The sequence below is a fragment of the Paenibacillus sp. MCAF9 genome (genome assembly GCF_052114265.1).
Taxonomy (GTDB): domain Bacteria; phylum Bacillota; class Bacilli; order Paenibacillales; family Paenibacillaceae; genus Pristimantibacillus.
This window is the reverse complement of record NZ_JBFREL010000049.1, coordinates 1-24830: the sequence shown is the minus strand read 5'-3', so window position 1 is coordinate 24830 and position 24830 is coordinate 1. Positions and strand designations below refer to the sequence as shown.

Annotated in this window: 23 protein-coding genes; 15 read left to right on the top strand and 8 right to left on the bottom strand. The window is 43.6% G+C overall.

Translation table 11 applies throughout. From position 1 onward, the window contains the following. Positions 1-461: 461 nt before the first annotated feature. From AB4Z45_RS31845 to AB4Z45_RS31835, 3 genes are all read right to left on the bottom strand, one after another. Positions 462-1658, bottom strand: a complete 1197-nt coding sequence (locus AB4Z45_RS31845; RefSeq protein WP_441913571.1) for an MFS transporter — start codon at positions 1656-1658, stop codon at positions 462-464. A gap of 72 nt (positions 1659-1730) precedes the next feature. After that, positions 1731-2012, bottom strand: coding sequence for an ArsR/SmtB family transcription factor (locus AB4Z45_RS31840; RefSeq protein WP_054025100.1), 282 nt, complete (start codon positions 2010-2012; stop codon positions 1731-1733). A 168-nt stretch (positions 2013-2180) separates the two neighbouring features. Further along, positions 2181-3161, bottom strand: a complete 981-nt coding sequence (locus AB4Z45_RS31835; protein ID WP_441913569.1) for a phosphotransferase — start codon at positions 3159-3161, stop codon at positions 2181-2183. A 206-nt stretch (positions 3162-3367) separates the two neighbouring features. On the opposite strand from AB4Z45_RS31835, the gene AB4Z45_RS31830 reads away from it, so the two are divergent. The 3 genes from AB4Z45_RS31830 (at position 3368) to AB4Z45_RS31820 (ending at position 5467) form a co-directional block, all read left to right on the top strand. Then, positions 3368-4381, top strand: a complete 1014-nt coding sequence (locus AB4Z45_RS31830; protein ID WP_441913573.1) for a serine hydrolase domain-containing protein — start codon at positions 3368-3370, stop codon at positions 4379-4381. Continuing rightward, positions 4378-4905 carry an SMI1/KNR4 family protein gene (locus AB4Z45_RS31825; protein ID WP_441913567.1) on the top strand — a complete coding sequence of 176 codons (528 nt, stop codon included), beginning with the start codon at positions 4378-4380 and terminating at the stop codon, positions 4903-4905. Before AB4Z45_RS31830 ends, AB4Z45_RS31825 begins: the two co-directional genes overlap by 4 nt. A 61-nt stretch (positions 4906-4966) precedes the next feature. After that, entirely contained in the window at positions 4967-5467 is a 501-nt protein-coding gene (locus AB4Z45_RS31820; RefSeq protein WP_441913565.1) for a GNAT family N-acetyltransferase, read from the top strand. A gap of 124 nt (positions 5468-5591) precedes the next feature. Here the strand turns inward: AB4Z45_RS31820 and AB4Z45_RS31815 are convergent, their stop codons facing one another. Next, positions 5592-6062, bottom strand: a complete 471-nt coding sequence (locus AB4Z45_RS31815) for an anthrone oxygenase family protein (protein WP_441913563.1) — start codon at positions 6060-6062, stop codon at positions 5592-5594. A 238-nt stretch (positions 6063-6300) separates the two neighbouring features. Here AB4Z45_RS31815 and AB4Z45_RS31810 point away from each other — a divergent pair, with 238 nt between their 5' ends. Next, positions 6301-6885, top strand: coding sequence for a TetR/AcrR family transcriptional regulator (locus AB4Z45_RS31810; protein WP_441913561.1), 585 nt, complete (start codon positions 6301-6303; stop codon positions 6883-6885). A gap of 497 nt (positions 6886-7382) precedes the next feature. On the opposite strand, the gene AB4Z45_RS31805 is transcribed toward AB4Z45_RS31810, so the two are convergent. After that, a complete protein-coding gene (locus AB4Z45_RS31805; RefSeq protein WP_441913559.1) occupies positions 7383-8411 on the bottom strand; it encodes a DUF4179 domain-containing protein in 1029 nt (342 codons plus the stop codon). Beyond that, positions 8408-8971 (bottom strand): sigma-70 family RNA polymerase sigma factor, encoded by a 564-nt coding sequence (locus AB4Z45_RS31800; protein WP_441913557.1) that lies wholly within the window; start codon positions 8969-8971, stop codon positions 8408-8410. Before AB4Z45_RS31800 ends, AB4Z45_RS31805 begins: the two co-directional genes overlap by 4 nt. A 131-nt stretch (positions 8972-9102) precedes the next feature. Between AB4Z45_RS31800 and AB4Z45_RS31795 the strand changes: the two genes are divergently transcribed. The 3 genes from AB4Z45_RS31795 to AB4Z45_RS31785 all read left to right on the top strand — a co-directional run bounded on the left by AB4Z45_RS31795 (position 9103) and on the right by AB4Z45_RS31785 (position 11334). Continuing rightward, on the top strand, positions 9103-9813 hold the full coding sequence (locus tag AB4Z45_RS31795; RefSeq protein ID WP_441913555.1) for a hypothetical protein: 711 nt from the start codon (positions 9103-9105) through the stop codon (positions 9811-9813). Between the two features lie 157 nt (positions 9814-9970). Beyond that, on the top strand, positions 9971-10498 hold the full coding sequence (locus AB4Z45_RS31790; protein WP_441913553.1) for a YfiT family bacillithiol transferase: 528 nt from the start codon (positions 9971-9973) through the stop codon (positions 10496-10498). Further along, positions 10495-11334, top strand: coding sequence for an SDR family oxidoreductase (locus AB4Z45_RS31785; protein WP_441913551.1), 840 nt, complete (start codon positions 10495-10497; stop codon positions 11332-11334). The genes AB4Z45_RS31790 and AB4Z45_RS31785 overlap by 4 nt, the downstream gene beginning before the upstream one ends. Before the next feature lie 64 nt (positions 11335-11398). Here the strand turns inward: AB4Z45_RS31785 and AB4Z45_RS31780 are convergent, their stop codons facing one another. Continuing rightward, on the bottom strand, positions 11399-13660 hold the full coding sequence (locus AB4Z45_RS31780) for a fibronectin type III domain-containing protein (protein ID WP_441913549.1): 2262 nt from the start codon (positions 13658-13660) through the stop codon (positions 11399-11401). Between the two features lie 439 nt (positions 13661-14099). On the opposite strand from AB4Z45_RS31780, the gene AB4Z45_RS31775 reads away from it, so the two are divergent. The 8 genes from AB4Z45_RS31775 to AB4Z45_RS31740 all read left to right on the top strand — a co-directional run bounded on the left by AB4Z45_RS31775 (position 14100) and on the right by AB4Z45_RS31740 (position 22720). After that, a complete protein-coding gene (locus tag AB4Z45_RS31775; protein ID WP_441913547.1) occupies positions 14100-15278 on the top strand; it encodes an MFS transporter in 1179 nt (392 codons plus the stop codon). A gap of 214 nt (positions 15279-15492) precedes the next feature. Further along, a complete protein-coding gene (gene murD, locus AB4Z45_RS31770; protein ID WP_441913545.1) occupies positions 15493-16818 on the top strand; it encodes a UDP-N-acetylmuramoyl-L-alanine--D-glutamate ligase in 1326 nt (441 codons plus the stop codon). Positions 16819-17202: 384 nt separating this feature from the next. Further along, the gene (locus AB4Z45_RS31765) at positions 17203-19884 is read left to right on the top strand and encodes an S-layer homology domain-containing protein (protein ID WP_441913543.1); all 2682 of its coding nucleotides are present in this window, start codon (positions 17203-17205) and stop codon (positions 19882-19884) included. 268 nt (positions 19885-20152) lie between these two features. Then, a complete protein-coding gene (locus AB4Z45_RS31760) occupies positions 20153-20653 on the top strand; it encodes an immunoglobulin-like domain-containing protein (RefSeq protein ID WP_441913541.1) in 501 nt (166 codons plus the stop codon). 123 nt (positions 20654-20776) lie between these two features. Beyond that, positions 20777-21085 carry a hypothetical protein gene (locus AB4Z45_RS31755; protein WP_441913540.1) on the top strand — a complete coding sequence of 103 codons (309 nt, stop codon included), beginning with the start codon at positions 20777-20779 and terminating at the stop codon, positions 21083-21085. A 99-nt stretch (positions 21086-21184) separates the two neighbouring features. Continuing rightward, positions 21185-21562 carry a hypothetical protein gene (locus AB4Z45_RS31750; protein ID WP_441913538.1) on the top strand — a complete coding sequence of 126 codons (378 nt, stop codon included), beginning with the start codon at positions 21185-21187 and terminating at the stop codon, positions 21560-21562. Between the two features lie 145 nt (positions 21563-21707). Continuing rightward, on the top strand, positions 21708-22139 hold the full coding sequence (locus AB4Z45_RS31745; RefSeq protein ID WP_441913536.1) for a DUF3888 domain-containing protein: 432 nt from the start codon (positions 21708-21710) through the stop codon (positions 22137-22139). 299 nt (positions 22140-22438) lie between these two features. Beyond that, a complete protein-coding gene (locus tag AB4Z45_RS31740; protein ID WP_441913534.1) occupies positions 22439-22720 on the top strand; it encodes a transporter in 282 nt (93 codons plus the stop codon). 376 nt (positions 22721-23096) lie between these two features. On the opposite strand, the gene AB4Z45_RS31735 is transcribed toward AB4Z45_RS31740, so the two are convergent. Beyond that, positions 23097-24335 (bottom strand): RNA polymerase sigma factor, encoded by a 1239-nt coding sequence (locus AB4Z45_RS31735; protein WP_441913532.1) that lies wholly within the window; start codon positions 24333-24335, stop codon positions 23097-23099. Positions 24336-24830 lie beyond the last annotated feature (495 nt).

Here is a 24830-nt window from a genome sequence, read left to right as displayed (position 1 = left end):
GAATCTACGTTAATCTGATACTGAGTCATACCATAATCCCTCCATTGAATGTTGTCTCGACAACTCCATTCTAAACGAGGATTTTGGCTATGGCTCTCTTTTTTTGAGATGCTAGCTTTTTACACAAGTATACGGACTCAACTTGATATGATGCAAATAGGTGTACAAATACCTCTAATTGAGCAGATTTGAAGAAGATTTGGTTAAATAAGTGCATTTCTGCGCTTAGATGAAGCTGCTGCAGGCGCTGCCGCAAATGTCTTCGCATGACAGGGGAACATCTCCGTTTTCAAATGAAAGGACCTCAAATTCCACTGTATAGTGGAGCTTGAGGTCCTTTTTCTCAAAGAAAATAAGATCTAATTAGTGCTCAAAAAAATCGCAAAATGACTTTTGAGAGAGCCCCATTTTTTAAAAATAGGAGTGACTTTAATCAATGATCAAAGCAAAGCTGCTAAAGTTTATGCACTGGTCTTTGCTAAGCTGCTCTCAGCTATCTTCCGGCGGGAACGCGCGCGGGAGAACCCGAAGGAGGTTGCGGCTGTAGCAGCAGCGAGAATGACGCCTGTAGCTCCAATCCAGCTGATAGAGGTGAGCGATACTTGCTCAACGACAACACCGCCAAGCCCGGCTCCTGCAGCCATACCTAGCTGAAGTACAGAGCTGTTCAAGCTTAGCATAATACCCGAAGCTTCTGGAGCTAGTGACATCAGATGGTACTGCTGAGTTGGACCGGATGACCAAGCGGTAAAGGCCCAGATCATAAGCAGAGGAAATACGATCACCGGAGACTGTCCAGCCAACGAGAGTAGAACAAGTGCTATCGTATGGAACAGCATGCCGCTGACTAATGTTCGTGGCGCTCCCCATTTATCGGTGCTGTAGCCGCCAAATTTAGACCCGATCAGGCTGGCGATACCGAATGCAAATAGTCCGATGCTCACGCCCTGTTCACTCAGCTTCGTTACGCTAAGCAGGAATGGTGAAATATAAGTGTAAACGATGGAATAACCGCCGATCCACAAGAAGGTGACCGTCAGTGCTGTGACAATTTTCGGCTGCTTCAAGAGAGCAAGCTGGCTGCGAAGTGGAACGGGCTCTTCACCATCTGTTTTTGGAATAGTGAATAAAATGAGCAGCATTGCGAGCAAGCCCAACAGTCCGATTGCTCCGAAGATGAGGTGCCAGTCGTATGCAGAAGCGACAACCCTGCCTAGAGGGACACCAACAATTAATGCTGTGCTAAAGCCCATAACGAGCGTCGCAATGGCACTACCCTGTTTATCAACAGGTGCAAGCTTAGAAGCGACGGTCAAAGCGGTAACGACAAACACCCCTGTGCTGAGCGCGAGGACAACGCGGGACACGATCAAAAACTCAAATCCAGGCAAAGCAACGGCAATAAGATTGCCGATCGCGAATACACCTAATGAGTAGAGGAGCAGCTGACGCCGCTCAACACGCGCCGTAACTGCCATAAGAATCGGCGTGCCAATAGCGTAAGCTAGCGAGAAAACGGTAATCAGCTGGCCTGCTGCAGATACGGATACACCTATGTCGCCCGCGACCTTATCCAAAATACCCGCAATAATAAATTCTGACGTTCCAACCAAAAAGCTAATTATAGCCAGCATGTAAATTTTCCACGCGTTAGACATATAAAAAAATACTCCTCTCTCCACTCCACTGTTTTTATATTTCTAAATCTATAGAAATATAACCTAAAAAAATTACTCCAACAAATATGGCGCATACTTTCGAGCCATTTCGCGGTTCACACTGTAGTAGATATACGTACCGTCCTTACGGAGATCTAGCAATCCGCTTTCCGTCAATTGCTTCAAGTGATGTGAGAGGGTAGAGCCGGCTACAGATTCCAGCTTTGTGCCAATATCGGAGCAGCATAAATTTTTCTCCTCAGTAAGCAGCAGAGCTATTTTCAGACGGGTAGGCTCGCCGAGCGCCTTATATACTTTTACAGCTTGACGTACGTCCGCATGATCTTCTGTCATTGTGGCTTCACCTTTCTTGCAGTCGTTATTTCTATATTTGTAGAAATAAGATAGCATATCGATATTCGAATGTAAACAGGCAAGCATTCATTTTATTTTACAAGAAGCATTTCCGTAATCGTATAAAAGAAGAAAGGAGCCGCAAGCAGCTCCTTTTCTTTCATCGCATTATAGGTTATGCGCCTTTACCCAAGCCGCCAAAAACTTAAGCTTCCCGTCAAAGTAACCATCATCCTGCCAAGATCCCCAAACGGCGCTTCCGCCTGTATGAAGTCCGATCAGCCAAAGCTGTCTGACGGCTACGAATACGGGAATCATCGCGAGATCTTGCTCGCTTAGCGGGCGTTCCTTCGTATAGGCTTCCAGAAAAGCATCCCAGCATTCATCCTCAAAGCTCTCACTATCCGATCTGCCATGGACGCGATCCCATAAATAAACAGAAAGATCATACGAGCGCCAGCCTACGCCGCAGCAGTCAAAGTCAAAGTGTGTCATGCTGCCGTCATCCGAGTGAAAGACGTTCCAGCCATGCAGATCCCCGTGGCATACTCCCCAGTCATATGCACCATTCGCGGCTTCTGCAAGGCGAGCTTTCAGCCTGCCGGCTGTTTCTTGAACAAACGCTGCATCGTTCGGGCGATGCTGCAAAAACGGAAGCATCGCCCGAAGAGGCTCGTCGAGCAAATGGGCAGCATCAAGCTCAAACCGTTCATGTTTGGGCTCATAGAAATCCATGGCATGATGAAGCTGCGCTATAGCGCTGCCGTAAGCTTGGCTTGTATCGACATTAAGTTTCCCGGCCCCATCCGCATAAGAGAATAGCACAGCATAACGAGTGCCTTCCGGTGCATCAAGCTCAGTCAACCATTCGCCATCTCGTCTTTGGATTGGATAGGAAACCGGCAGGATGCAGTTTTTAAGATAGGTTAACAAATCCAGCTCAAAACGGATATCGGATTCTGCTCGCCACAAATGCTTATAAATTCGCAATATAAATTTGCCGGTATTCGTCTCCACCGAATAGGTATCATTCAAGCCATTGGACACGAATTGGCTCTTTAGCGGTGTACCGATATCATATAATAAGGCCATGGCTTCAAAAAGCGTTTCCTTATGAAATACAGTATGTACGGCAGGAATATGCAGCATGTCACAATCATCCTTTCAATGTCTTTCACATTATCTATTTATCCTATAGCAATCGTGAACCGAATGGGATAGAAACAATGGCTATAGTTGTTTATTACTGTTGGAAATCGCTTTATTGGGTTTATTTGACAATACAAGAGCGGCGGATTATTGTTAATCAGAATTGGTAAATCAACTCTGAAGCAGGAGAGGATTATGTGAAGGAAATGGCAACGAATCATTTTCAAAGCCTGAATGAGTATGTCTATGCTATTCAACAAAGTATCGGCGCCACAGCTGCCGCAACTTATATCATTCAGAACGATGTTGTTGTAAACGAGTGGTATTCCGGTACACATGAAGCATCAGATGCATCGAGACTCGTGGATGAAAAAACGCAGTTCAATGTAGCATCAATCCGTAAAACGTATCTAGCGCTTGCTGTCAGCTTATTAATAGAGCAAGGGAAAATAGGCAGCGTGGATGATGAAATCGAGCAGTATCTCAATGATTATAAGGATGCAGCGCGAGGGGTAACGTTGAGGCACTTGCTTACGCATACCCATGGATTAATCGAAGAGAACGGGAAGATAACAAGAGAGTTCCCTGCTGGATATGGATGGGCATACCGCAATACGGGAATTGGCATGCTTTTTCAATTAGTTAGGCATATATCGGGGCAAAACTTAAGTTCTTTTATGGCGAGTCATGTATTTAATCAATATGGGTTAAAGGAAACGGGCTGGAGAACAAAAGCAGCTGAGCAGCTTATATATAATTATTACGATGATGAAGATACGTGGGTGGGGCCAAACGATAGTGATGCGGGTGATCAAAGCAATTTGTTCGTTAGTGCGCGCGATCTAGCTATGTGGGGACATATGCATCTTAAAAATGGCAATATAAAAGGAAAACAGTTGCTGCCGCAACCTGTTTTTGCAAGAGTTACTTCGCTGCATACGCCACTCACTGTTCCATCTCACCTGCCTCGAAACGGTTTTATATGGTGGCTGCAAAGTGATACTCCCTTAAATCAAATTGGCGAGCTTCTGCCGAGTGACGCTTATCAAGTTCTTGGAATTACAGGCTGCGCCTGTCTGGTCATTCCGAGCTGCGATGCCGTAGTGGTTCGCATGTATAACCAGCTGCAGGATTCGAGCGGGTATGATTACTTATACGACATTAGAAAGTTTGGAAATATGGCATATGATCTGCTTCGCAGTTATGGAGGTGCTCGATGATTCAAGGCAACATCATTAAGAAAACCATTACTTCCTTAAGGCAAAGATTAGAGGCGGGCGACGGGTTATTAAGCTTACAGCTGCGTGAAGGTGAGCTATACGAGGCCAAATGTACATTTAGACCCCCTGCAAGGGAAGAAGATTTAATGCTTTTTCAGGAAAAACTGGGTTGTAAACTTCCTCAGGATTATTTGAATTTCCTTAGAATAACGAATGGCTGCTCACTCTTTGACCATCCGGAGTACGGAGGAGAGGCCTACTTATACGGGTGGCAGGATACATTTGGAGTAACGTACGAGGAGCCTAATGAAGGTTATTTGAAAGTAGCTTATATTTATCAGGATGACATTGTTATTCATTTAAAAGCTTTTAACGAAGGCTCAGACCATTACTTAATGGTCAAAGGCCATATTGATCAATTTTATGATGCGAGGCCGATGCATATGAATTTTGAGCAATGGTTTGATCGGTTTATCATATGTCAGGGTGAGAAATATTGGAATTGGCCCATTTATAACGCGTGAAATAATTGTAGATTAAGAGACTAGTAGATGGCGGAATATATAAATAGGAGGCCTAAAGAAGATGATTGAACTAAAAGCAGCAAGCGTAGATGATGGACGTGATATTTTTGACATGCTAGTAGAAATAGGCCCTGGAGAAAATGGGTTTGTGAATAGTGCTTATGATATCGATTATAGTCAATTTCCTGCGTTTATTCGAAAAAACATAGCGATCTCGCAAGGCATTGATCTCTTACCTCAGCACGTTCCCCAGACTGTTTTCTGGTTATTCGTTGATTCATATCCCGTTGGCTACGGAAAGCTAAGGCATTATTTGAATGATAACTTAAAAATATCAGGCGGGCATATAGGGTATACGATCAGACCAAGCAAACGAGGAAAAGGCTACGGCACGGTCATGTTAAATGAACTCCTAAAAAACGCAGAAAGCATGGGAATAAAGGATGTTATGCTGTCTTGTGTGGAAAGTAATATCGCTTCTAGAAGAGTCATTGAGTTAAATAATGGTGTACTAGAAGCTAATGAAGGTGGAAAATGCAACTACTGGATTCACTTACTTTAAGCAGAAAGCGGCTGCTAAATAGTTGAACCAGCTGTTATCTGATTTTAAAAGGCAATGGCAGCTAGGACTTTTTCCATGTCCGAAGCAGTCATTGCCTTTTTCGCTAAAATGAGTCTAAAGCTTGTTATTGCAGGCTCGAGTACTGCAGTGCAACAGCTGTCAAGAAGCATGCAAATGCCAAGACTGCTGCCGATGAACGAACTACATCAAGCAGCTCCCAGCGGCGAATTAATGACTTCCAGTTGCTAGGCGGCGCGTCGGGCTTCCATTCGAGCGCACCCTTGTTGATGGGGACAGTGCCTATGAGCGTGACCAGGATGAAGAGGAGTAAAGCCAGAACGCCAGCCCAGCGGAAGAACAAACCTGGCTCGGAGCCGCTCAGTACTAATACTACAACTCCCGACACGGCCGTAGGTAAAAAGATAGCGGGCACCAGCACACGCAGTTTAAGTATTAGTGCTTGACGAACTTTAATTTGAGACTGGTCGTCTAGACCAGCCAGAGACATGTGCACCCCATAGCGAATGACGAGCTCTTCACCAGCAAGGATGCCTGCAAGAAATAAACAGATGAACTCAATAATGATATGATTCATAACAAGTACCTATCCAGAGTACAAGCTGCTGGTAGTGGAGATATTGGTAGAACGATGTTAGACACTAGGATATCCTCCTTATGGTTGTTTTCATGACGGCTCGATTACCGAGCGTTCAAACTGTGATGAAGAAAAATTGAAATGTTAACTATAAAATAGACTTTACTTGCCGACAGGTAAGTTGTCAAGTATGATGAGTTATGGCTAAAATGAGTGAAAGGCAAGGAGTGTGACAATCATGAGTATGAGTGAGTCAGTGAAACGGACGGGCAGTGAAACAAAAGCGGAAGCTCAGCGTGTAGCTTTGGAGCTTTTCACTACTAAAGGGTTTGAGGCGACATCACTTCGTGAAATCGCTGAGCAACTCGGGATCAGCAAGGCCGCGCTATACTACCATTTCAAAAGCAAAAATGACATCGTAAATTCAATGATGTCCTCCCGCGGTAACGAGGCGGCGGAACTTCTCGCATGGGTCGTCAGCCAAGAGCCGAGTCCAGACCTTCTGGAGCGAACGGTGCTTCGTTGGGTGGATTCTACTTCTGTGGACAAGCTGCGCGGCATCCGCTTCGTAAATGCGAATCCCAATCTCATGCGGAGCGTGGTTAGCAATCCCGGTGGTCAAATCCGTGACAGCCTTGGGGCAGTGGCTGAGCTTGTGGCTGGCAAGGACGCTGATCCCACACGGAAATTACTCGTGAGAATGGCCTTTCTCAGTATTAACTCAGCATTGATGGCCGCCAGTGGAACGGAGCGTACGGACGAAGAAATTGTTGCAGCCGCGAGAGAAATGGCATTAGCTCTTCTTAACCGCCTTCGCGAATAGCTGATAGATGAGTGTTACTGGTTTTTTGCACTTGGAAATTTATGATTGTTATATTCAATATAGGATAGTGAAATGAGCACAGGCTGCCGACATAGTCGGTAGAATGTTTATTTTATCGACTGATTTGCTCAGAATACTCGACCATCACTTAATGTAACGAATCTAAACAACGTTATTTGACTTCATTTCTCTCTTTAGAAAATGTAACGAACACAAGCAACCTTATTCCTCTAAAATAGTCTCTTTTCTTAGTCAAAATTGTCTAATAGCGTTGCTGAGATTCGTTAGCATCTTTAAACGGCTCTTTTCGCCATAATAAGCTCTCCACGATTCATTAGAACGTTCTTCATCCGATGTCCAAACGAATAAAGTAAATGAACGTTATGTTGAATACTTCCTCTGGCTGGCTTTAAACTAACCGGAGGCTTCAGTATAATACGGAACTAACCCATCGAAAGACCCTTGTGTATAGGAATACACAAGGGCCTTTTGATGGGTTAGTTTAAACTAATGGTAACAGGGTCCATTTCTTTTGTTTCTACCCCTTTACCAGAGCCGAGTGAGAAGTAGATAATTGGAACAATTGTAATGGATGTTGCGGCTTTATTAATGGTTTTCACTGAAGCACTAGAACTATAAGATCTTCCATAATCTTTACTTTGACCTCCATTCCCATCTACGATATACGTATGACCAAGATTATCTTGTATTTTATCAAATTGCACAGTGAAGTCTGACCACTCTTTCAAAACTTCAGACTCTACAAAAGACTCGTAACGGATTATTGTGGACATGTCGTTTTGTTCAATAGAGGTAAATCTAACTGTAACGTCATGCTTTGAGATCATTTCGTTTACGAGCTCTAAGTCGCCTTCAAGTTTTAAAAGCTTAAAGCGAAATGCCCAATCTCCTTTCACCTCGATATTCGCATTCCGATCGAGTAAGGCTTTTGGCTCCCATGTTATTTCAATTTCATCAGGCGCTGCACTATTGAAATGAGGGACTATTTTTGCAATGCCTACATAAGTCATGTCGTTCATCTTTTTAAGAGAACCGTGAGCAACCATGCTTTTTGAGCCTTTAACATCAATTTGGTTTGCGATATGCGGGTCAGGTCCTAAATCAGTATTGGTTTCTAGCGCATAGGATACGGAAATGGACGTTCCATCATATACGGCTTCTTCAATCATTAATGAGATACCGTTACTCGTTTGCACTTGTCTGATGTCTGTTGCAAATTCATCGAAACGTTCAAGCATCGTATCCTCGTTATTAAAATAACCTATAATATTTTGCATAAAAGGTATTTGTGAAGCAAAGGTTGGAACAGTAAAGGAGATCGTTAAAATTGTAATAATGCCAATAATGGCTGCGGCAGTTACTTGGCGTATCCATGTATTGGGCTTCTTTTTAGCTGTATTTTTTAGGATGTTATGTTTTAGATTCGCTTTTTGGCTGGATGACAATTCAACGGGTTCAATGTTTTCTACATCTAAATTCATCCAACCTTTATAGCTATTAGTCATATAAACCGCTCCTTCATATGAATAGTTGTTGCTAACTTTTTCTTTCCGCGGTAAAGACGATTTTCAACCACCGCTTTTGATACATTCAGTGATTCGGCAATTTCTGAATGGGATAATTGTAAGTAATATTTCATCATAAAAATATTCCGATCTATACTTTCCAGCTGGCTAATAGCTAGCAACAACGTATTCCTTTCCTCTTTTTTTAATAGCTGCTCCTGCAAGTCTTCCTGTCCAGGTTTTTGTTCAAGCAGCTCGTCACTATACTCTCGTGCATGTTGTTTTTCAAACTTACGAAAAAGATCAATTGCTTTATATTTCGTCATCATACCAATCCATTTTTTAAAGTCCTCAGGTTCACCTTTAAATTGTTTAGAATTTTGCCAAACAGCTAAAAACACATCATTGACACATTCATTAATCCCATCCGCGTTAATACCAGAGAGAATTTTAAAAGCAATGGCGTGTACGAAGCCTGAATATTGTTCAATGACATATTCAAGAGCGTCTTCTTTTTGTTTTTGCAAACGTATAATAAAGTTTTTTGATGTACATCGCATGATTGCACCTCCTTCATTTATTTGACCTCGCCTCTTTCATTAGCTATATCGAAAAGTATGATGGAAAACACTCACATTAATATTTCTTTGTTACATTTAATAATAAACTGTAATGAAAGGAGTGGAGTAAAATGAATCCTTTTATCGAACAATTGTTACATTCTAATCAAATGGAAATAGAATTAACGGAAGACATATTATTTGAAATTTACAATGAAGCTAAGAATACGGATGGGGAGGAGGAGGCTTGGAAAAACCTGATCTCGTTATACGATAAACCTCTCCCGAAGCAAATCGCTTTTTCCCTTATAGATAGGAATATTGCTATTATGGATTTAGGTCATTCCAAACAAGACTACGATGTCTTGTGGAGATTAGCAGAGATAGTAGACGAAGCCTTATTGACACTAGCGATAGACGTCTACACTCAACTATCCTTTGGCCATGAAGAAATGGAGCTGCTGTTTAACAAATACGATAATCATAAATGGATGATGGAGAGCTTGATTTATAAACAGCCGTCATCACCTGAAAAGCGAAGATTACTCGAAGCGGCTATAAAAAGGAATATGGATGCAGACAGATTGCAAAGATTGCTTACTGTGGTGGACGCTGCTAAATATACGAGCCGCAATGATTTAACACTTGAAGAGTTTCAATCCCTTTTTGAGACAAAAGAGCCCTATGTTTGGCTGTCATTAGCCCAAAACGCCAACACTCCAGTCTATATTTTAAACAAATTATTAGAAGCAACAAGCATAAAAAATGCAAGAGCAATAAGACATTCAGCAAATATAAATATTCAAGGAAAACGCGGTAACAATAGTGAGGTGATAACGTGAGAATTAGAACCGCAGCTAAGTTTGCATCCCGACAATGATTTGAATTTTATTATGGGAGCGCCAACGAGAAGTGTATTGTCACAATGGATTTCTAATCCTAACCATATGGAAATTCCTATGTTTATTGAAGGCTAATTAAAGAATGGAGGGTGTGCATATGAATGATTTACGTTATCCTATTGGGCAGTTCGAACTCATACAGCATGTAACGACCGAGCTTCGGCAAAGCTGGATTGAGGATGTGCCGCAAATATCTTCGATTCTGCGGAACACGGTACAAAATTTAACGTCTGAGCAGCTGCTTTTACAATACCGTCCGGGCAGTTGGACCGTCAGGCAGGTTGTTCACCATATGGCTGACAACGATATGAATGCTTTTATCCGTTTCAAGAGAGCGCTAACGGAGGATAATCCCACGGCTAGCTCGTATAGAGAAGATTTATGGGCGGAATTAAGCGATTATGAAACACCGCTCGAAACATCGCTGAATCTCCTAGAATCCGTTCATGATCGGTTTACAGCAATTCTCCGATCTTTACAATCATCAGATTTTCAACGAACGTTTACAAGTCCAACTCACGGCGCCATGAGTCTAGATGCTGCGCTTCAAAGATTCATTTGGCATAATCGGCATCATACTGCACAGATCGCTTCCATATTTTCAAAAAAGGAGAATCAGGCATGAATAAAATTATTGCTATTACAGGCGCCTCATCCGGAATAGGTCTTGCAACAGCATTAAAATTTGCTGAAAAAGGATGGATCGTATACGCTGGAACTCGGCATGCAGAACGTGATCAAACAAAGTATAGCGATCAGCCCAATCTACATTTCATTGAAATGGAAGTAACTAAACCGGAATCATTAGAGCAGGCATTTGAGGTCATTAAGCAAAAACATGGTTATATGGATGTTTTATTTTGCAATGCAGGATTTGGGCTATTACGTGCACTGGGCCAAGCTACTTTCGAGGAAATTCAAGCTGTTTTTGATACGAATGTGTACGGGGTTATGCATACGATTCGTGCGGGTTTGCCGCTTCTTCGCAAATCAAACTCCGGGCATTTGATTGCAACGACAAGCGTAGGGGGATTGGTCGGACAACCATTAAATGAAATTTATTGCGCAAGCAAGTTTGCAGTTGAAGGGTTGTTGGAGAGCTTAGCGACCTATTACAAGCCTGCTTTTAATATTGATGTGACCCTGCTGGAGCCTGGAGCAATTGGGACCCATTTCAACAATACTGTTTTTGCACATATTGAAAAAACAGGCGGTATTCCAGATGATGAATATAAACAAACGTATGACACCATTATTAATACCTTTTCCAAGCGAAACTCCGTTCCTCAAACTTCTGAATCCGTTGCTGATGTTGTGCTTCAGTTAGTAAATATGGAGACGAAGCCGCTGCGCATTCGTACATCCGATAAAGCTGAAGCGTTTGTACAATATAAAGTAAGCAACGATCCTACTGGGCTGGAGGGCATGCTGAATACCCGTAAACTTCAATTAGAAATGTAATATAAGATATATAAACAGGAAGGGACTATGGGTTATTGCGCCCATAGTCCCTTTTCTTACGGTACTATTGAAGCCGCCACAAAGATTGCACATTTGGCGGCTCCCAGCCAACCAGTGAGGTATGAGGCTGGAGACAAACATAGGAGAGGCCTGCGTAGGTTACTGTACTACCAGCAACATAGCTTGTTTGTGCAGCCCAAGTCGTTGTTCCACCAGAGCCAGCTGTTGTTGAGGCTTGAAGTACGTTGCTAGCTGCCGACAAATTTCCTGCAGCATCCTTTGCTTTCACTGTAAAGCTATAGGCTGTGTTTGCTGTAAGACCGCTAACGGTAGCTGTAATTCCAGCAACATTGAGGCTGGAAGAGCCATAATAAATGGTGTAACCGGTAACTCCAACATTATCCGTTGATGCTCCCCATGAAAGACTAATGGTAGAAGCAGTAGCACCTGTTGCTTGAAGATTGTTTGGCGCAGTTGGCGCTGTAGTATCCGCTGGTCCTGCATTGCCGCATGGACCAATTAATTTCCACACGCTGCTAATATCTGGGCGCTCTCCTTTTGTCCACCATTTAGCTTCGTATTCAGAGCCGTTGTAGGAAGCACGCTGTCCGCCTGTATAGGCTGTGTCGGTGTTCCATTGCTGTACGGTGCAAACATTTGCGGCGCTTGTAGTGACCGTAATTGGCGTACTTGCGCCAGACACATTGCCTGCTGCATCATATGCCTTCACTGTAAAGGTATAGGCAGTGTTAGGGGTTAATCCGCTAATTGCTGCGCTTGTCCCCGTTGCATTCACGTTTGTTGTACCGTAAGTCACGGTATAACCGGTTACATTAACGTTATCCGTCGAAGCGTTCCATGCTAAGTTGACACTGGATGCACTTGTACTTGTCGTGCGTAAATTAGCAGGTACTGAAGGTGCTATTACATCCACAACGGGTGCATCAGTAGTTACATTAATCACGTTGCTCGCGCCAGAAATATTGCCTGCTGCATCTCTTGCCTTTACAGTAAATGAATACGCCGTGTTAGGTGTCAAACCGCTAATTGTTGTGCTTGTACCTGTAACGGTTGTTGAAATTGAACCATAGGAGACGATATATCCCGTTACTCCTCGATCATCGGTAGATGCACTCCAAGAAAGGCTCGCACTTGTGGACGTTTTGGCGGTTAATTGAAGATTTGCTGGTACTGACGGAGCCGTAACGTCACCTCCACCCGAACCATATTGATCGAGATAGGTACGGTGACTCGTAGAAAATAGATTGTTCGTATATTTATCCCAGTTGATAGACCAGGTCATCAATCCTTTCAAATCAGGGTAACCAGCGGTATTGCGAAGAACGTAGGTTCCGCCGAAAGGGATACCTTTTATAAGATAATCAAGAGCTTTCTGCACGTTAGCCGGTGTCGTATAACCTCCGCCAGCTGCTTGTGGTGAAGCGGGCAAACCAATGACGATTTGATCTGGACGAAGCGCCGGAAACATATTATTCGGGTTGCCTCCGACTGGAAATCCAACAAGCAGCATTTCAGCCATAGCCACATGGAAGTCAGGCGTACCTTGAGAATAGGCTTTACCATCAAGGCCTAACATGGGACCCGTATTATAATGCTGAACATGCAGGTAATCCAGCTCATTTCGAAGATCGTAGATGACAGGGAGGTATGCTCCCCAAAGTCCTGTATAGTTTCCTGCTCCACCCTGAACGTAGGCTGTTTCCGGTGCCATGGTCAGAAGGAAATCTGGACTATAGCTATTTAATATTTCACGCGTAGCGGAAATTAAATTTACTATTTTTGGGGTGGTAGGAGCTTTGAAGTTGGTGTCTCCTGTGTTAAGGGCAAGAGAGCTGCCTTCAAGGTCAATATCGAGGCCGTCAAATCCATATAAATTAATAATACCCTTCATCGTGTTCACAAATGTTGTTTTGGCCTGAGGTGTAGTAAGCTCCACTGCACCGTTAGCGCCGCCGATGGATATGAGCACCTTTTGTCCTCTTGCTTTAAGGAAAGCAACATCAGACTGAAATTCGCTAATTGTTGCGTTGTAAGGCGTGAACACCATATTGCCAGTATGTGCGCCACCTGTTGGTTCGGCAAAAGCGACCTGGATTACATCGTAATCCGGAGAAATATCTCTTAAACGAATATTGGTAGAGAAGTTGTCAAAATTATGCCAGTAGCCTACGATTATTTTGTTGCGAGCCGTTGCTGCCTCTACTCTATCCATTCCTAAGGGTAATCCAGTCAATACTAGCAGTGCCGCAAGGGCAGCTAAAAGAGCTTTCATCATTCGTTTTGTTGATCGCAAATAATTTGTCATCGTCAACTATCTCCCTTCTCAATATAAAGCTTCTGACCACTACCTTTTTTGTAAGCGATTACATTCAATCTCTTAAAAACATCACCTCCTAACCGTATAAATGGGATGTACTTAGAGTGTGGCGAAAAACCGAGAGGTACAATAGAGTCGGGCTCTTCTTGCAATGGAGTAAGAAAACTTGATAGGCAAATAGGAGACTAATCCAAGAGGAAACAACTTTTATTCTGAGGGGGAAAGGAGTAAAAATAAAGGGGGATTTTTCCTGTAGTTTAGGGAGAAAAATCTATCACTTATCGTTGCACCTAGCAATTCTGAATCACCACAGGTGATTGCGAGAGACGCTGCCAATGAATGAGCGGTTGTCAGTCTTTACTGTCAGGTATACAATGTGTAAGGAGAAAATCAGAATGATAGTTTTAATAAAGGGAGTGCAACAAGTTTGTCATCAAGTGCTTCAGCTTCGCCTTCTTTCCATGTTCGTTTAACCACATTGCTTTTAGTTGTTGTAGTAGCAGGTATGAGTCAAGGGCTGCTGCTGCCATTGCTTTCGATTATGCTGGAGGATTCAGGCGTATCGTCAGATATGAACGGGATTAATTCAGCTGCAATGTATATCGGAATTTTTTGCACAATGTTTTTCGTTGAGAAGCCTGTCATGCGTTTCGGGTACAAAAAAGTCATTTTAGTCGGCATTTCATTAGTTACACTTGCTAATCTACTGTTTCCATTTACACATTCGTTGGCGATATGGTTCGTCTTGCGTTTGCTGGTTGGTGTCGGCGATAGCTCGCTTCATTATGCGACACAGTTATGGATCGTAAGCTCAAGTCCAGCCGATCGACGGGGGAAATTTATTTCGCTGTACGGTATGGCTTATGGACTCGGCTTCAGCTTAGGGCCGCTGGGCATCAATCTTCTGCCACTTGGAAGGGCGGTTCCATTCTTAGTGTCGAGTTTATTTTTTGTAACTGTACTGATGCTTGTGCTGCGTATGAAAAATGAAATGCCGGAGCGGGCAGCGCGAGGAACTGCGTCTGAGAATCGCTTTGTAAAAACCTACCGCCTCGCGTGGTTTGTCCTTATACCTGGCTTCTTATATGGACTGATGGAAGCTTCTATGAATAGCAACTTTCCGTTGTATGGTTTGCGGATCAACCTGAGCCAGCATTGGATTTCGCTTCTGCTTATGGCATTCGGAGTCGGGGCTTTAATTCTTCAGCTGCCGCTTGGCATTTGGAGTGACCGAATCGGCAGGAAGCCGGTGTTGATTGGATGTGCAGTGGTAGGTGCTCTCGTGTTTTTCACCATACCTGTCGCTGGAGATAATATTGCGCTGCTCTTTGTATTATTTGCTATTGCTGGCGGAGTGGTTGGTTCGTTTTACTCTTTAGGTCTCGCTTATGCAGCTGATATACTGCCTCGGGCGATATTGCCTGCGGCGAATGTGATCGCTTCGATTCACTTTAGTATTGGAAGCATCATGGGCCCGACGCTTGGCGGTTATGGGATTCGTTATGTTTCTGTTCATAGTATTTTTCTGTTTTTAGGTGCGGCCTTCCTTATCTTTGCGCTGCTTGGTTTTGGATTTCGGCCAAAAGTAGATAGTGTAGTTTCTTGATCTATTTGGGTCGTTTAATTTATATTTAGGGGAATGGGGCTAGTTTCTAGTCCTATTTTTTATTTCTAGTTTTTGAGGCGCATTCATTGTCAAAAGAAAAAAATTCATCCTTTATGTGCTTATTATTGCGCTGAATGAACGGCTAACGGGCAGGCAAGGCGGTTCCAATATGTGGTATATTTGACTTAATGATATTCTTTAAGCGGAGGTGCTTATGAATCCTGCTTTTGACAACTATATCCAATCGCTGGCTGGCCAGGACGTGACCATCATCGGCGCCGGCGTCAGCAACTCACCGCTGATTCGCATGCTGTGCTCCGCAGGGGCGCGCGTCACCGTTCGCGACCGCAATCCAGCCCTGCCCCGGGAGGAGTGGGACGATCTAGGCGCCGAGTTCCGCCTAGGGGAGAATTACCTGGATCGCGTTGGGGGCGATATCGTGTTCCGCACTCCGGGCATGCGCCCAGACCATCCGGCGCTGGACTCGGCCCGCGCTGGCGGCAGCCGTGTGACCAGTGAGATGGAGGAGTTTTTTGCGTTGTGCCCTTGTCCTATTTTCGGCGTGACCGGTTCGGACGGTAAGACCACCACCACGTCGTTAATTGCAGACATGCTGGCAAACGGGGGGCGTACAGTTCATCTGGGAGGCAACATTGGCACGCCACTGCTGACGCGCGTGGGCGAGATGTCGCCGCTGGACGTGTGCGCGGTCGAGCTATCCAGCTTCCAGCTGATGGACATGACGCGCTCTCCCCATGTGGCGGTCATGACCAACCTCTCGCCCAATCACCTCGACTGGCACCGCGACATGGATGAATATACTGCCGCCAAGCGCCGCCTGCTGGATTTTCAGAGCGCTGACGACCTTGCCGTTCTTAACGGCGACAACCCGGCTACCGCCGCACTGCGCGGGCGGGGGCAGACCAAGTATTTCGGCGGGCACACGGTCTGCGATGGAGTGATCGATGGTCTGGTACCTATCAGTGACATTCGTTTGCCAGGGTGGTATAACGTGGAAAACGTTATGGCTGCCATGACCGCCGTGAGGGGGACCGTGCCGGACGAGGCAATTCTGGAGACGGTACGCACATTTGCCGGCGTGGAGCACCGAAACCAGTGGGTGGCCACTGTGGACGGCGTGCATTACTACAACAATTCAATCGGATCCAGCCCCGCCCGTACCGTCGCGACGCTGCACGCTCACGAGGCCCGAGTGCTGCTGATTGCCGGCGGGAGAGATAAGAACGTACCTTTTGACGAGATGGCTAGGCTGCTGCCTGATCATGTCAAGGTGTTGCTGTTGATCGGCGAAGCGGCCAGTCAAATCGAGGCTGCAGCGCGCAGCGTGCCGAGTTGCCCGCCTATTTTCCGTTGCGAAGGCTTGGCTGAGGCTGTGGCGCATGCGCACAAGCTGGCCGCACCGGGCGACACGGTGCTGCTGAGCCCTGCCTGCACTGCGTTTGACCAATACAGCAACTTTGAAGAGCGCGGGCGCCACTTTGTAGAGCTGGTCGGGGCGCTGAGTCGGTCGGAGAGATAGGATTGAATAAGACACGGGCGTTTTCCGGGAAATCCTGATTGAACGCATGTGCGGTAAACGGGAACGGATAACATTAGCTAAATAATACAGCAGCAGTCTAGGACTTTTTTTCTCGTCCACGACTGCCGCTGTTTTTTTATAGTTGGGGCCAGTCTACAACGAAGCTCCTATGTGAATAGATTTTTTTGCTCCAATCTCTAATGTTAAGAAATTATATCGTTTGCTACAAAAGCATAGACAGAGCCTGAGCAATCTCTTATTTTAGACATGTGGTCATTTGGGTGGAGCTGTTCAAATCAATCGTAATAGGAGGTCAGCATTAGCGGCATAGCTAACATGATATAGGCAGATGGCAATTATAACATTATAACGGAGGATTATAACATGTTATCTAATAAGTGGGCCAAGCTGGCAGCAGCTTTTATTTTAACAGCAAGCTTTGCAGGGCAAAATATAGCGTTGACAACAACATTCGCAGAAGCCGGCAACCAGTCGGCTGGGACTTCAGGCACTGGAAAATGGATGGCAGGGGAATACCATGCCCATACCTACGTTTCAGATGATGCGCAGCAATCAGTTCAGACGGTGCTCGATCAAGCTTTTGAAACCTATGGGATGGACTGGATGAATTTATCTGATCATCTGAGAACTTCAAAGCGGGATGATGAAGGAAACTCGCTTCCTTCTCCGATATTATTTAAAGATGCTGTTAATAAATATCAGGTAAACATCATTAATAAACTAAAAGACGCAGGAAAGTACAAGGATAAAATTATTTTTTCAGGGTTTGAGTGGGATATGCCAACCTACGATCATGTCGGAGCAGGCATATTAGCGGATAGCGAAGAAAGCAGCTTAAAGGCAACGAGCCTTTTTGAATATTTGTATACGGATCGCCCGGAGAGCATGTTTGACCCGGTAGTCGTAGCAGAGTGGAAATTGCAGTACCCAACGCGACCTGCACTAAATGCGGATACGGCGCGCGATGCTGTGAAGTGGTTGAAAACAAATTATGCAGATTCCAGCTATATGATCATTAATCATCCATCCAGAAAGCTTGTCAATGGCAATGCAATTTTTCGAATTTCCGATATACGGGATTTTAACAATATAGCGCCAAACATCTTTTTTGGGATGGAGGGCATGCCAGGCAATCAGATGGAGCCAGATAGAGCCGGCTTGAATCAAAATAATCCCAAGACCAAGACGTACGGCGGCTCCGACTATATGATTGCTAAGGTTGGCGGGGTGTGGGACGCGCTGCTTGGAGAAGGTCGCCGGTTTTGGAATTTCACCAACTCGGATTCCCATTTCAAAGTATCGCAAGGTCTTTATTCCAGTGGCTACGCGCCGGGTGAATATTCCAAAAATTATACATGGGTAGAAGGCAGCAACATGGCAGCTGTGCTGGACGGCATGCGTTCAGGCAAATCATTTTCGACAACAGGTGATCTGATTAATGCGCTAGATTTCACGATTACTAACGGTGCAAACAAAGGCGAAATGGGGCAAAACTTGAAGGTGAAGGATGGCGATGCGCTTAAGCTGACTATTCGTTTCAAAAGCCCGCAGACAAACAATTACGCCGTGATTAAAAGTGAAAACCCAGCAATCAATGACAAATATATTTACCAAAGTGACGTGACAAATGCCGTTAAGGTTGACCACGTAGATTTGATAGCCGGTGATGTTACAGGTGAGGTTAAGCCTGGTACGGATGAATACAACAAAGAAACGAATGACTCAACGAAGGTCATTGCCAGATTCACGAGCGAAGACTGGACAACAGACGCGGAAGGCTACAATGTCATTACGTATGATCTCGATCCAGCTTACAAAGATCAGTATTTTAGACTAAGAGGCACTAATCTTGGCGAAAATGTAGCTGGCGAAACTGAAAACGGCGAGCCGCTCATTGACGTCAGAACAGAAGACGATACAACGATTGCGGATCTTGATATCCGTTATATGAAACGGTTTAATGAAATTAACGATCGCAACTACAAGGATCTTTGGTTTTATTCGAATCCTATCTTTGTAACGAGAGAGCCAAAAGACGATGGCAACACAGATCCAGGTCCAGGACCAATCGTGACGCCTCCCCCGGCTCCTGCTACTTCTGTAGAAGTAGACTTGGATGCGTCGAAAGGGACTGATGGCGCAATTAAAGATATTATCAGCTTTAATGTGCCTGCAGGCGCTGCAGCTGTTAACGGAAAAATAAGCGCTAAGGTTGTAGGGGCGAATGAGGCACCGTCGGCTGGGACGCTTGAGGCGCTTAGTCCGGTGGTCGAATTCCAAAGCACAGCAGGCAACCAATTCAACAAACCGGTGGAAATTAGCTTCAACTACAAGAAGGATCAAGTCCAATCTGGCAAAAAAGCGGCCATTTATTACTATAACGAGCTGCAAAAGCGTTGGATTTATGTTGGCGGCACTGTCAAAGCAGATGGTACAATTTCAGCAAAGGTGAACCACTTTACTAAATTTGCGGTTTTCCAAGCAGAAGCAAAGCTGTTCTCCGATGCGACAACACACTGGGTGGCACCATTTGCGGATCGCTTGCTTGGCATGAATGTAATTCAAGGCTTTGAGGATGGGACATTCCATCCAGAAGAGAAGGTTACCCGTGCTGCCTTTGCCAAAATGATCGTGCAAGCTCTGGGACTGCCAGCGGCTTCAGGAGCTGCAAGCTTTGCGGATAACAGCGACATTCCAGCATGGGCTGGAGCTGACGTAGCTGCTGCTGTGCAAGCGGGTATTTTGAAAGGCTACGAGCAAAAAGGGAAGATGCTTTTCAAGCCAAATCAAACGATTACACGGGCTGAGATGTCTGTCATGATTGCGAATGCTTTAAAGGCTAACGAGCAGCAGCAAGCAAGTGCGGAAATGACATTTAAAGACGCAGCTGCTATCCCGGCATGGGCGAAGGAGTCCATCAACCGTGCGGTTTCGGAAGGTATTATAACGGGCTATACCGATCTAACGTTCCGTTCCGATCGTGCAGCAAGCCGAGCGGAAGCCGCGGCCATGATTTTCAGGCTGCTTGATCGCTTGCATATTTAAATACGAAAGAACCTTCAGCCGCTTATGGAGCAGCTTGAAGGTTCTTTTTTCGTATATTGCAGCGTCATTCATAGCACGAAATAGCGGTACTCTTAATGGAAGCTTGATTGTGTCCATTCTAATATGGATGGGAGTAAGACATTTAAAGCTGTGTTTGGGTTAAACGAGGAGCGATTATTAAACGAACAGGCTGTTTAACGCAACAAAACTGCTGACGAACTCGTTTTTATGTTGAAACGGATTTATAACAAATGAGGGTGGTTTCTAAATGAAGAAGTTATCTTGTTCGTCTGTTCTTACTCTGTGCATCGTACTTTGTCTTATCCTAATAGTCGGATGCTCTAATGCTAATGAAGAGACTAATACAGGAGAAATTACTGATTGGGAACTTACAAAATATAAAACTATCAACGACCTTGAAGGAGTAACGATGTCTGTTAAGAAAGGAACGGTCACCACTACTGAATTGACTGTAGTATTTGATAATAACTCTGGTAAGCAATGTATTTATGGTGAATATTTTTTGTTGGAAAAGAAAATGGAGGGTAGTTGGTATCAAGTCCCTGTTACTATAGATGGTAATTACGGATTTAATAGTATTGGACATGGCTTGGAGTCTTCAAATGTTAGCGAATGGACAGTTGATTGGAATTGGCTCTATGGAAGACTGGTTACTGGTGAATACCGAATAGTGAAAGATATACTCGATTTTAGAAAAGCAGGCGACTACGATACTTACTTTTTGGCGGCGGAGTTTACTATCAATTAGCTGTTAGTTTGAAGTTTATTCTAAAAGAGCACATTTCACTTGATGACATTACGCTAACGGGCAGATTTGCTTAACAACAGAGTTTATAAAAAATGGTAATATGTTAAGAAAGGAGGTAAGGGAATGTATGCACAAATTTTTCTAGGTATTTGGATGCTTGTAATCGGGGATTGTCATTTTTTAAAACTTAAATTTCTTCTTAGAAAATCCGTAATAGATATATTGAATGAGGATGAGCTGGCCTCATTCCAAAAAGGATTGATATTCCCACACATCTTATTAGGAATGACTTTTATTATAATGGGAATTTTTGAAAACAAGGGTATCCTCTCATTACCAGTATTTCTAGGGATATATATTATATGGGGTGCTGTTTCAATAACCATGATTTTAATAAATAACAAAAAACACTCAGGTTATTATATTTGGTAACGTTTCCAGGAATTGAAGTAACGGGAAACGATACTTCAATGACAACAGGCCGAATCGTTAAACTACCATTGCATCTTATTCAATGATTGGGGTATCTAGATGTATAAAAGCATTCATTGGCATGCGTTTTTCAAAGTGAATACAGAGGAAAAGGCTCGAAAATTACTCTCAAGATTCGAAGAGGTTTGTGAGACGAATGCTGTCCTTTTATCCTGTGAACGTTATTGGAAGGATTCGGCTTTATATGATGTTGGTTTTAGCACATCCATAAATAAGGATGATATTTCTCATGCCGTTTTCTCAACCCTAGTAAGTGCTCACAAATTGGCTTATGAATGGGAGGTTACTGGTCCTTCCAATTCAGAATCGGGAATTTGGGAATTTAGTGGACTAACCACTAAAACAAAAGTTACAGGTATCGAATGGATTCAGTTTAGGATAGAAGCGAACCATTATTCAATTAACGGGACACTATAGTGTAGCAATCATCAGGACAAGACTGTCGGAAATGTACGGCAGCCTCGTTGAGCTAACGAGCAGGTTAGTTTAATGAATACACCTCTCTTTTCTGGAAAGATTAATCTATGTTTGGTGGATTAAGGTAAAGGAAGGGTCGAGGTTCTTGAGGGTAATAATATGCTTTGTAATTCTATTCTCATTGGTTGGAATGCAATTTTGTAATGCTGTTGATGAGAAGCCACTTAAGGACTCAAAAGAATTGCAACTTCAAGATATGCTCGTATTGCTTTTGCTTCCTCATATGAGAGAGAAACTTGCTGAGGCGTATTCGGATGTATTTTCTGTACCAGGTTCACCCGATATTTATCCTTATTTTGTTGATGTGAAGGATATAAAAAGGGTTAATGGCTTCCGTGGTTTTGATTTTTTGATTACTCTTGATGTACGTCCAACAGTTGGACCTCATATTCCTGTCGGTGAAGATGTTTTTATATATCGAATGTCGCCAGCTGGAGTTGAGCTTAAAAATTTTGAACATGTTAGAGGACCAGATAAGAATGATTTCCCCCCAAATTATCAAGATCTTTTGAGGTAACGGGTAACGATACTTGAACATACCTATGGCTGTGGCGGCTGCTCCCATTTTTTGCTAAGCTAACGGGCAGGAGAGTTCAGCCAATAATTTGAGAAATTTTTAAGTACCCTGTGAAATGGAAATCGTACACATAATAACAGCTATTCCCTGGAGTTTAAGCTTCAGGACAGAAATTGCAGCGGTTGACCGTGCAAAATGGTTATGACTAGGCATGCGTATAGTCAAGTGGTTATTCACCTACATAGTATAAGATACACTTTCATGTAATATCATGAATATCTTCCGTTAGGAGTGATGTTATGGTTCAAATGCGAAATATAGGACCCATGAGAAAACCGCCGCAGTCACCTCCTCCCGCATTCATCCCGCCGAAACCCGCTGTTTCTTATATCGTCGACTGCGTTTACCAGTACACTTATATTTGGCTTAGGTCTGGCGAGAACTTCTGGTTTTATCCGACATCTGTCGATATGGACGGTGTTGCTGGGTATAGATGGAGCGGATCATACTGGTACTTCTATGGTATCGATCCGCGATTCATCGATGCCGTATCGTGTCCTCCGATTCCTACCCTTTTCTGATCACTAAAATCGGAGTGCCAGTGGTACTGTTTACTCACCGCCTTTGGCTCGCCCGATGTTGCCTCCAAAATGCGTTTCTGCGAGACGGTAGGAGACAATCGGGAGGCACTCAATTTGCTGCGCTGGCGGGGTTTGCAGAGTTTCTAAGTGTTGAGCCACTGAATAACAAGGTGGAGAAACCTTTAGAAGTAGCCATTATCATTTTTGAAAACAATCTCTTACCTCGTTGAACTAACGGGGAGGATAGTTTAATGATTGGGGCTATAAGGCTTTACTAGATAGAACAATGTATAGTGTACTGTTAAGCTATGGGAGACCATAACAAAACCACCTTTTCGAAGGTGGTTTTGTTATGGTCAAATACTAGTATCAAAATTTAACATAGCCTAGATTTTAAATATTGCACCCACATCCCGTGCAGCTCAGCTTCCGATACTTGAAATGCGCCTTGAAAATCAGTGGCATCGCGTATGAATTTGTTGAGCGCATCTAAACTGTATGAATGGATGAGATATTCTACTAGCAAGTGCGAGAATCCATATCCCCCTATCTTCTCGAAATCCCAGGTATCATTAGTTAATGCTTGAAAGCTAGGGACAGCGTTATTTTGAATCGCTTCGGAGGTGCTATACTGGATATATTCTTGTGACATTTGTTTGGCTTCATGCCCGCCGAGCCCGTGTGTAAGCCATTTCGGTGCCAACGGATTGATATCTTTCACTAACCACATCGTAAACAAGCTTATAGTGTGCCGTAGTACCGATTGATACGTATGTTCAGGGCCTGGGTTGAGTGGGGATACGATTTTAATTTTATTGTCTTCATAGGTTCCCATAAACCAATTGGGCGCATCCGGCTCGTTTATTGCTTGATGAAAAGTGGGCAGATCCGGATAGATCTCAATAGCGATTTTCTGAGAAGGTCGATGACGATAGGTTGTAATAATTCGATCTACATTGCTTTTCAACTCTTCAAATAAGTCATGGTATACCTTGTTCATACCATCATTCTTGGAGGGAGCCTTGCTTTTATCCACAATTGATACCAATTCTTTAATAGACATGATTGTGATGTCACCCCATTCTTTTAATTCTTTTTTTAGTTTGTTTAAGGCACGATAGAGTCTGTTCTTGACTGCGCTTTCAGGCATCCCGATGATTTTGGATATTTCCAATAAAGTGCAATCGACGAAAAAACGCAATGATATGATTTGCTGATCTAATTCATTCAATCGGGCTAATGCAGCACTAATATCAAGACGGATATCGACATCTCTAGCAATATCGAGGGATATCGATTGGGACTGAAAATCGATTACTTCGTGCACCATTTCTTTATTTCGTGATCTCGTACGATACTCGTTTTTCACAATATTTTGCGCGATTTTGAATAGCCAAGTAAATATACTGGAGTTACACTTAAACAAGTGAAAGTTTTCCATTGCTTTTAAAAAAGCTTGTTGCGTTAAGTCATCGGCAGTTGCCGAATTTGTCTTTACTGCAATATAATTTCGAATTCTATCTCGATATTGATTATAAATGGCTTCGAAATGCTGGATGTGCTCCTGCTCCTCCGGAAGAACAGGGATTTTCTTTTTGTCTTGAGCTCGTGACACCAGTAGTACCTCCTCCTAAACTTACAATTCATTAGACACCGAAGGGAGGTAAAAAGCCACATCATTTTAAAATAATTTTACACGACGCCATTCCACTTTTTTTAAACCCCGAAAAAGCAAAGCGTAAAGGCAATTCAGCTATGTGGTATTAAGTGAGGATTACCATTGGAGAAAGAGATTCAGGAGCTTAAAAAACGTATTGGCTTTCTGGAAAAGCAAGTTCAGAACAAACAACTTCAGTCATCTAATATATTGAGGTTGAGCTTAACTTTTATAATAGTACTCGTGACTTTGCTCATCTACATTGGAATCTTTCAATTTATAACCCCCCAACCAATTGAACTATACCAGCCAATAGGCTGTCAATATTTAATTATTAATGAAGAAAACGAAGGGTGCTATACTGGTAAAAAAGCATGACAAATAACCACCCCATAGAATTTGGGGAGGTTTTCCTCAATATCCAGACACTGCTTATTCAGTCAAACGGACGGA

Coding starts and splice junctions, on each gene's coding strand:
- AB4Z45_RS31845 (WP_441913571.1), bottom strand. CDS start 1,658: ATGTCTAACGCGTGGAAAATTTACATGCTGGCTATAATTAGCTTTTTG.
- AB4Z45_RS31840 (WP_054025100.1), bottom strand. CDS start 2,012: ATGACAGAAGATCATGCGGACGTACGTCAAGCTGTAAAAGTATATAAG.
- AB4Z45_RS31835 (WP_441913569.1), bottom strand. CDS start 3,161: ATGCTGCATATTCCTGCCGTACATACTGTATTTCATAAGGAAACGCTT.
- AB4Z45_RS31830 (WP_441913573.1), top strand. CDS start 3,368: ATGGCAACGAATCATTTTCAAAGCCTGAATGAGTATGTCTATGCTATT.
- AB4Z45_RS31825 (WP_441913567.1), top strand. CDS start 4,378: ATGATTCAAGGCAACATCATTAAGAAAACCATTACTTCCTTAAGGCAA.
- AB4Z45_RS31820 (WP_441913565.1), top strand. CDS start 4,967: ATGATTGAACTAAAAGCAGCAAGCGTAGATGATGGACGTGATATTTTT.
- AB4Z45_RS31815 (WP_441913563.1), bottom strand. CDS start 6,062: ATGAATCATATCATTATTGAGTTCATCTGTTTATTTCTTGCAGGCATC.
- AB4Z45_RS31810 (WP_441913561.1), top strand. CDS start 6,301: ATGAGTATGAGTGAGTCAGTGAAACGGACGGGCAGTGAAACAAAAGCG.
- AB4Z45_RS31805 (WP_441913559.1), bottom strand. CDS start 8,411: ATGACTAATAGCTATAAAGGTTGGATGAATTTAGATGTAGAAAACATT.
- AB4Z45_RS31800 (WP_441913557.1), bottom strand. CDS start 8,971: ATGCGATGTACATCAAAAAACTTTATTATACGTTTGCAAAAACAAAAA.
- AB4Z45_RS31795 (WP_441913555.1), top strand. CDS start 9,103: ATGAATCCTTTTATCGAACAATTGTTACATTCTAATCAAATGGAAATA.
- AB4Z45_RS31790 (WP_441913553.1), top strand. CDS start 9,971: ATGAATGATTTACGTTATCCTATTGGGCAGTTCGAACTCATACAGCAT.
- AB4Z45_RS31785 (WP_441913551.1), top strand. CDS start 10,495: ATGAATAAAATTATTGCTATTACAGGCGCCTCATCCGGAATAGGTCTT.
- AB4Z45_RS31780 (WP_441913549.1), bottom strand. CDS start 13,660: ATGACAAATTATTTGCGATCAACAAAACGAATGATGAAAGCTCTTTTA.
- murD (WP_441913545.1), top strand. CDS start 15,493: ATGAATCCTGCTTTTGACAACTATATCCAATCGCTGGCTGGCCAGGAC.
- AB4Z45_RS31765 (WP_441913543.1), top strand. CDS start 17,203: ATGTTATCTAATAAGTGGGCCAAGCTGGCAGCAGCTTTTATTTTAACA.
- AB4Z45_RS31760 (WP_441913541.1), top strand. CDS start 20,153: ATGAAGAAGTTATCTTGTTCGTCTGTTCTTACTCTGTGCATCGTACTT.
- AB4Z45_RS31755 (WP_441913540.1), top strand. CDS start 20,777: ATGTATGCACAAATTTTTCTAGGTATTTGGATGCTTGTAATCGGGGAT.
- AB4Z45_RS31750 (WP_441913538.1), top strand. CDS start 21,185: ATGTATAAAAGCATTCATTGGCATGCGTTTTTCAAAGTGAATACAGAG.
- AB4Z45_RS31740 (WP_441913534.1), top strand. CDS start 22,439: ATGGTTCAAATGCGAAATATAGGACCCATGAGAAAACCGCCGCAGTCA.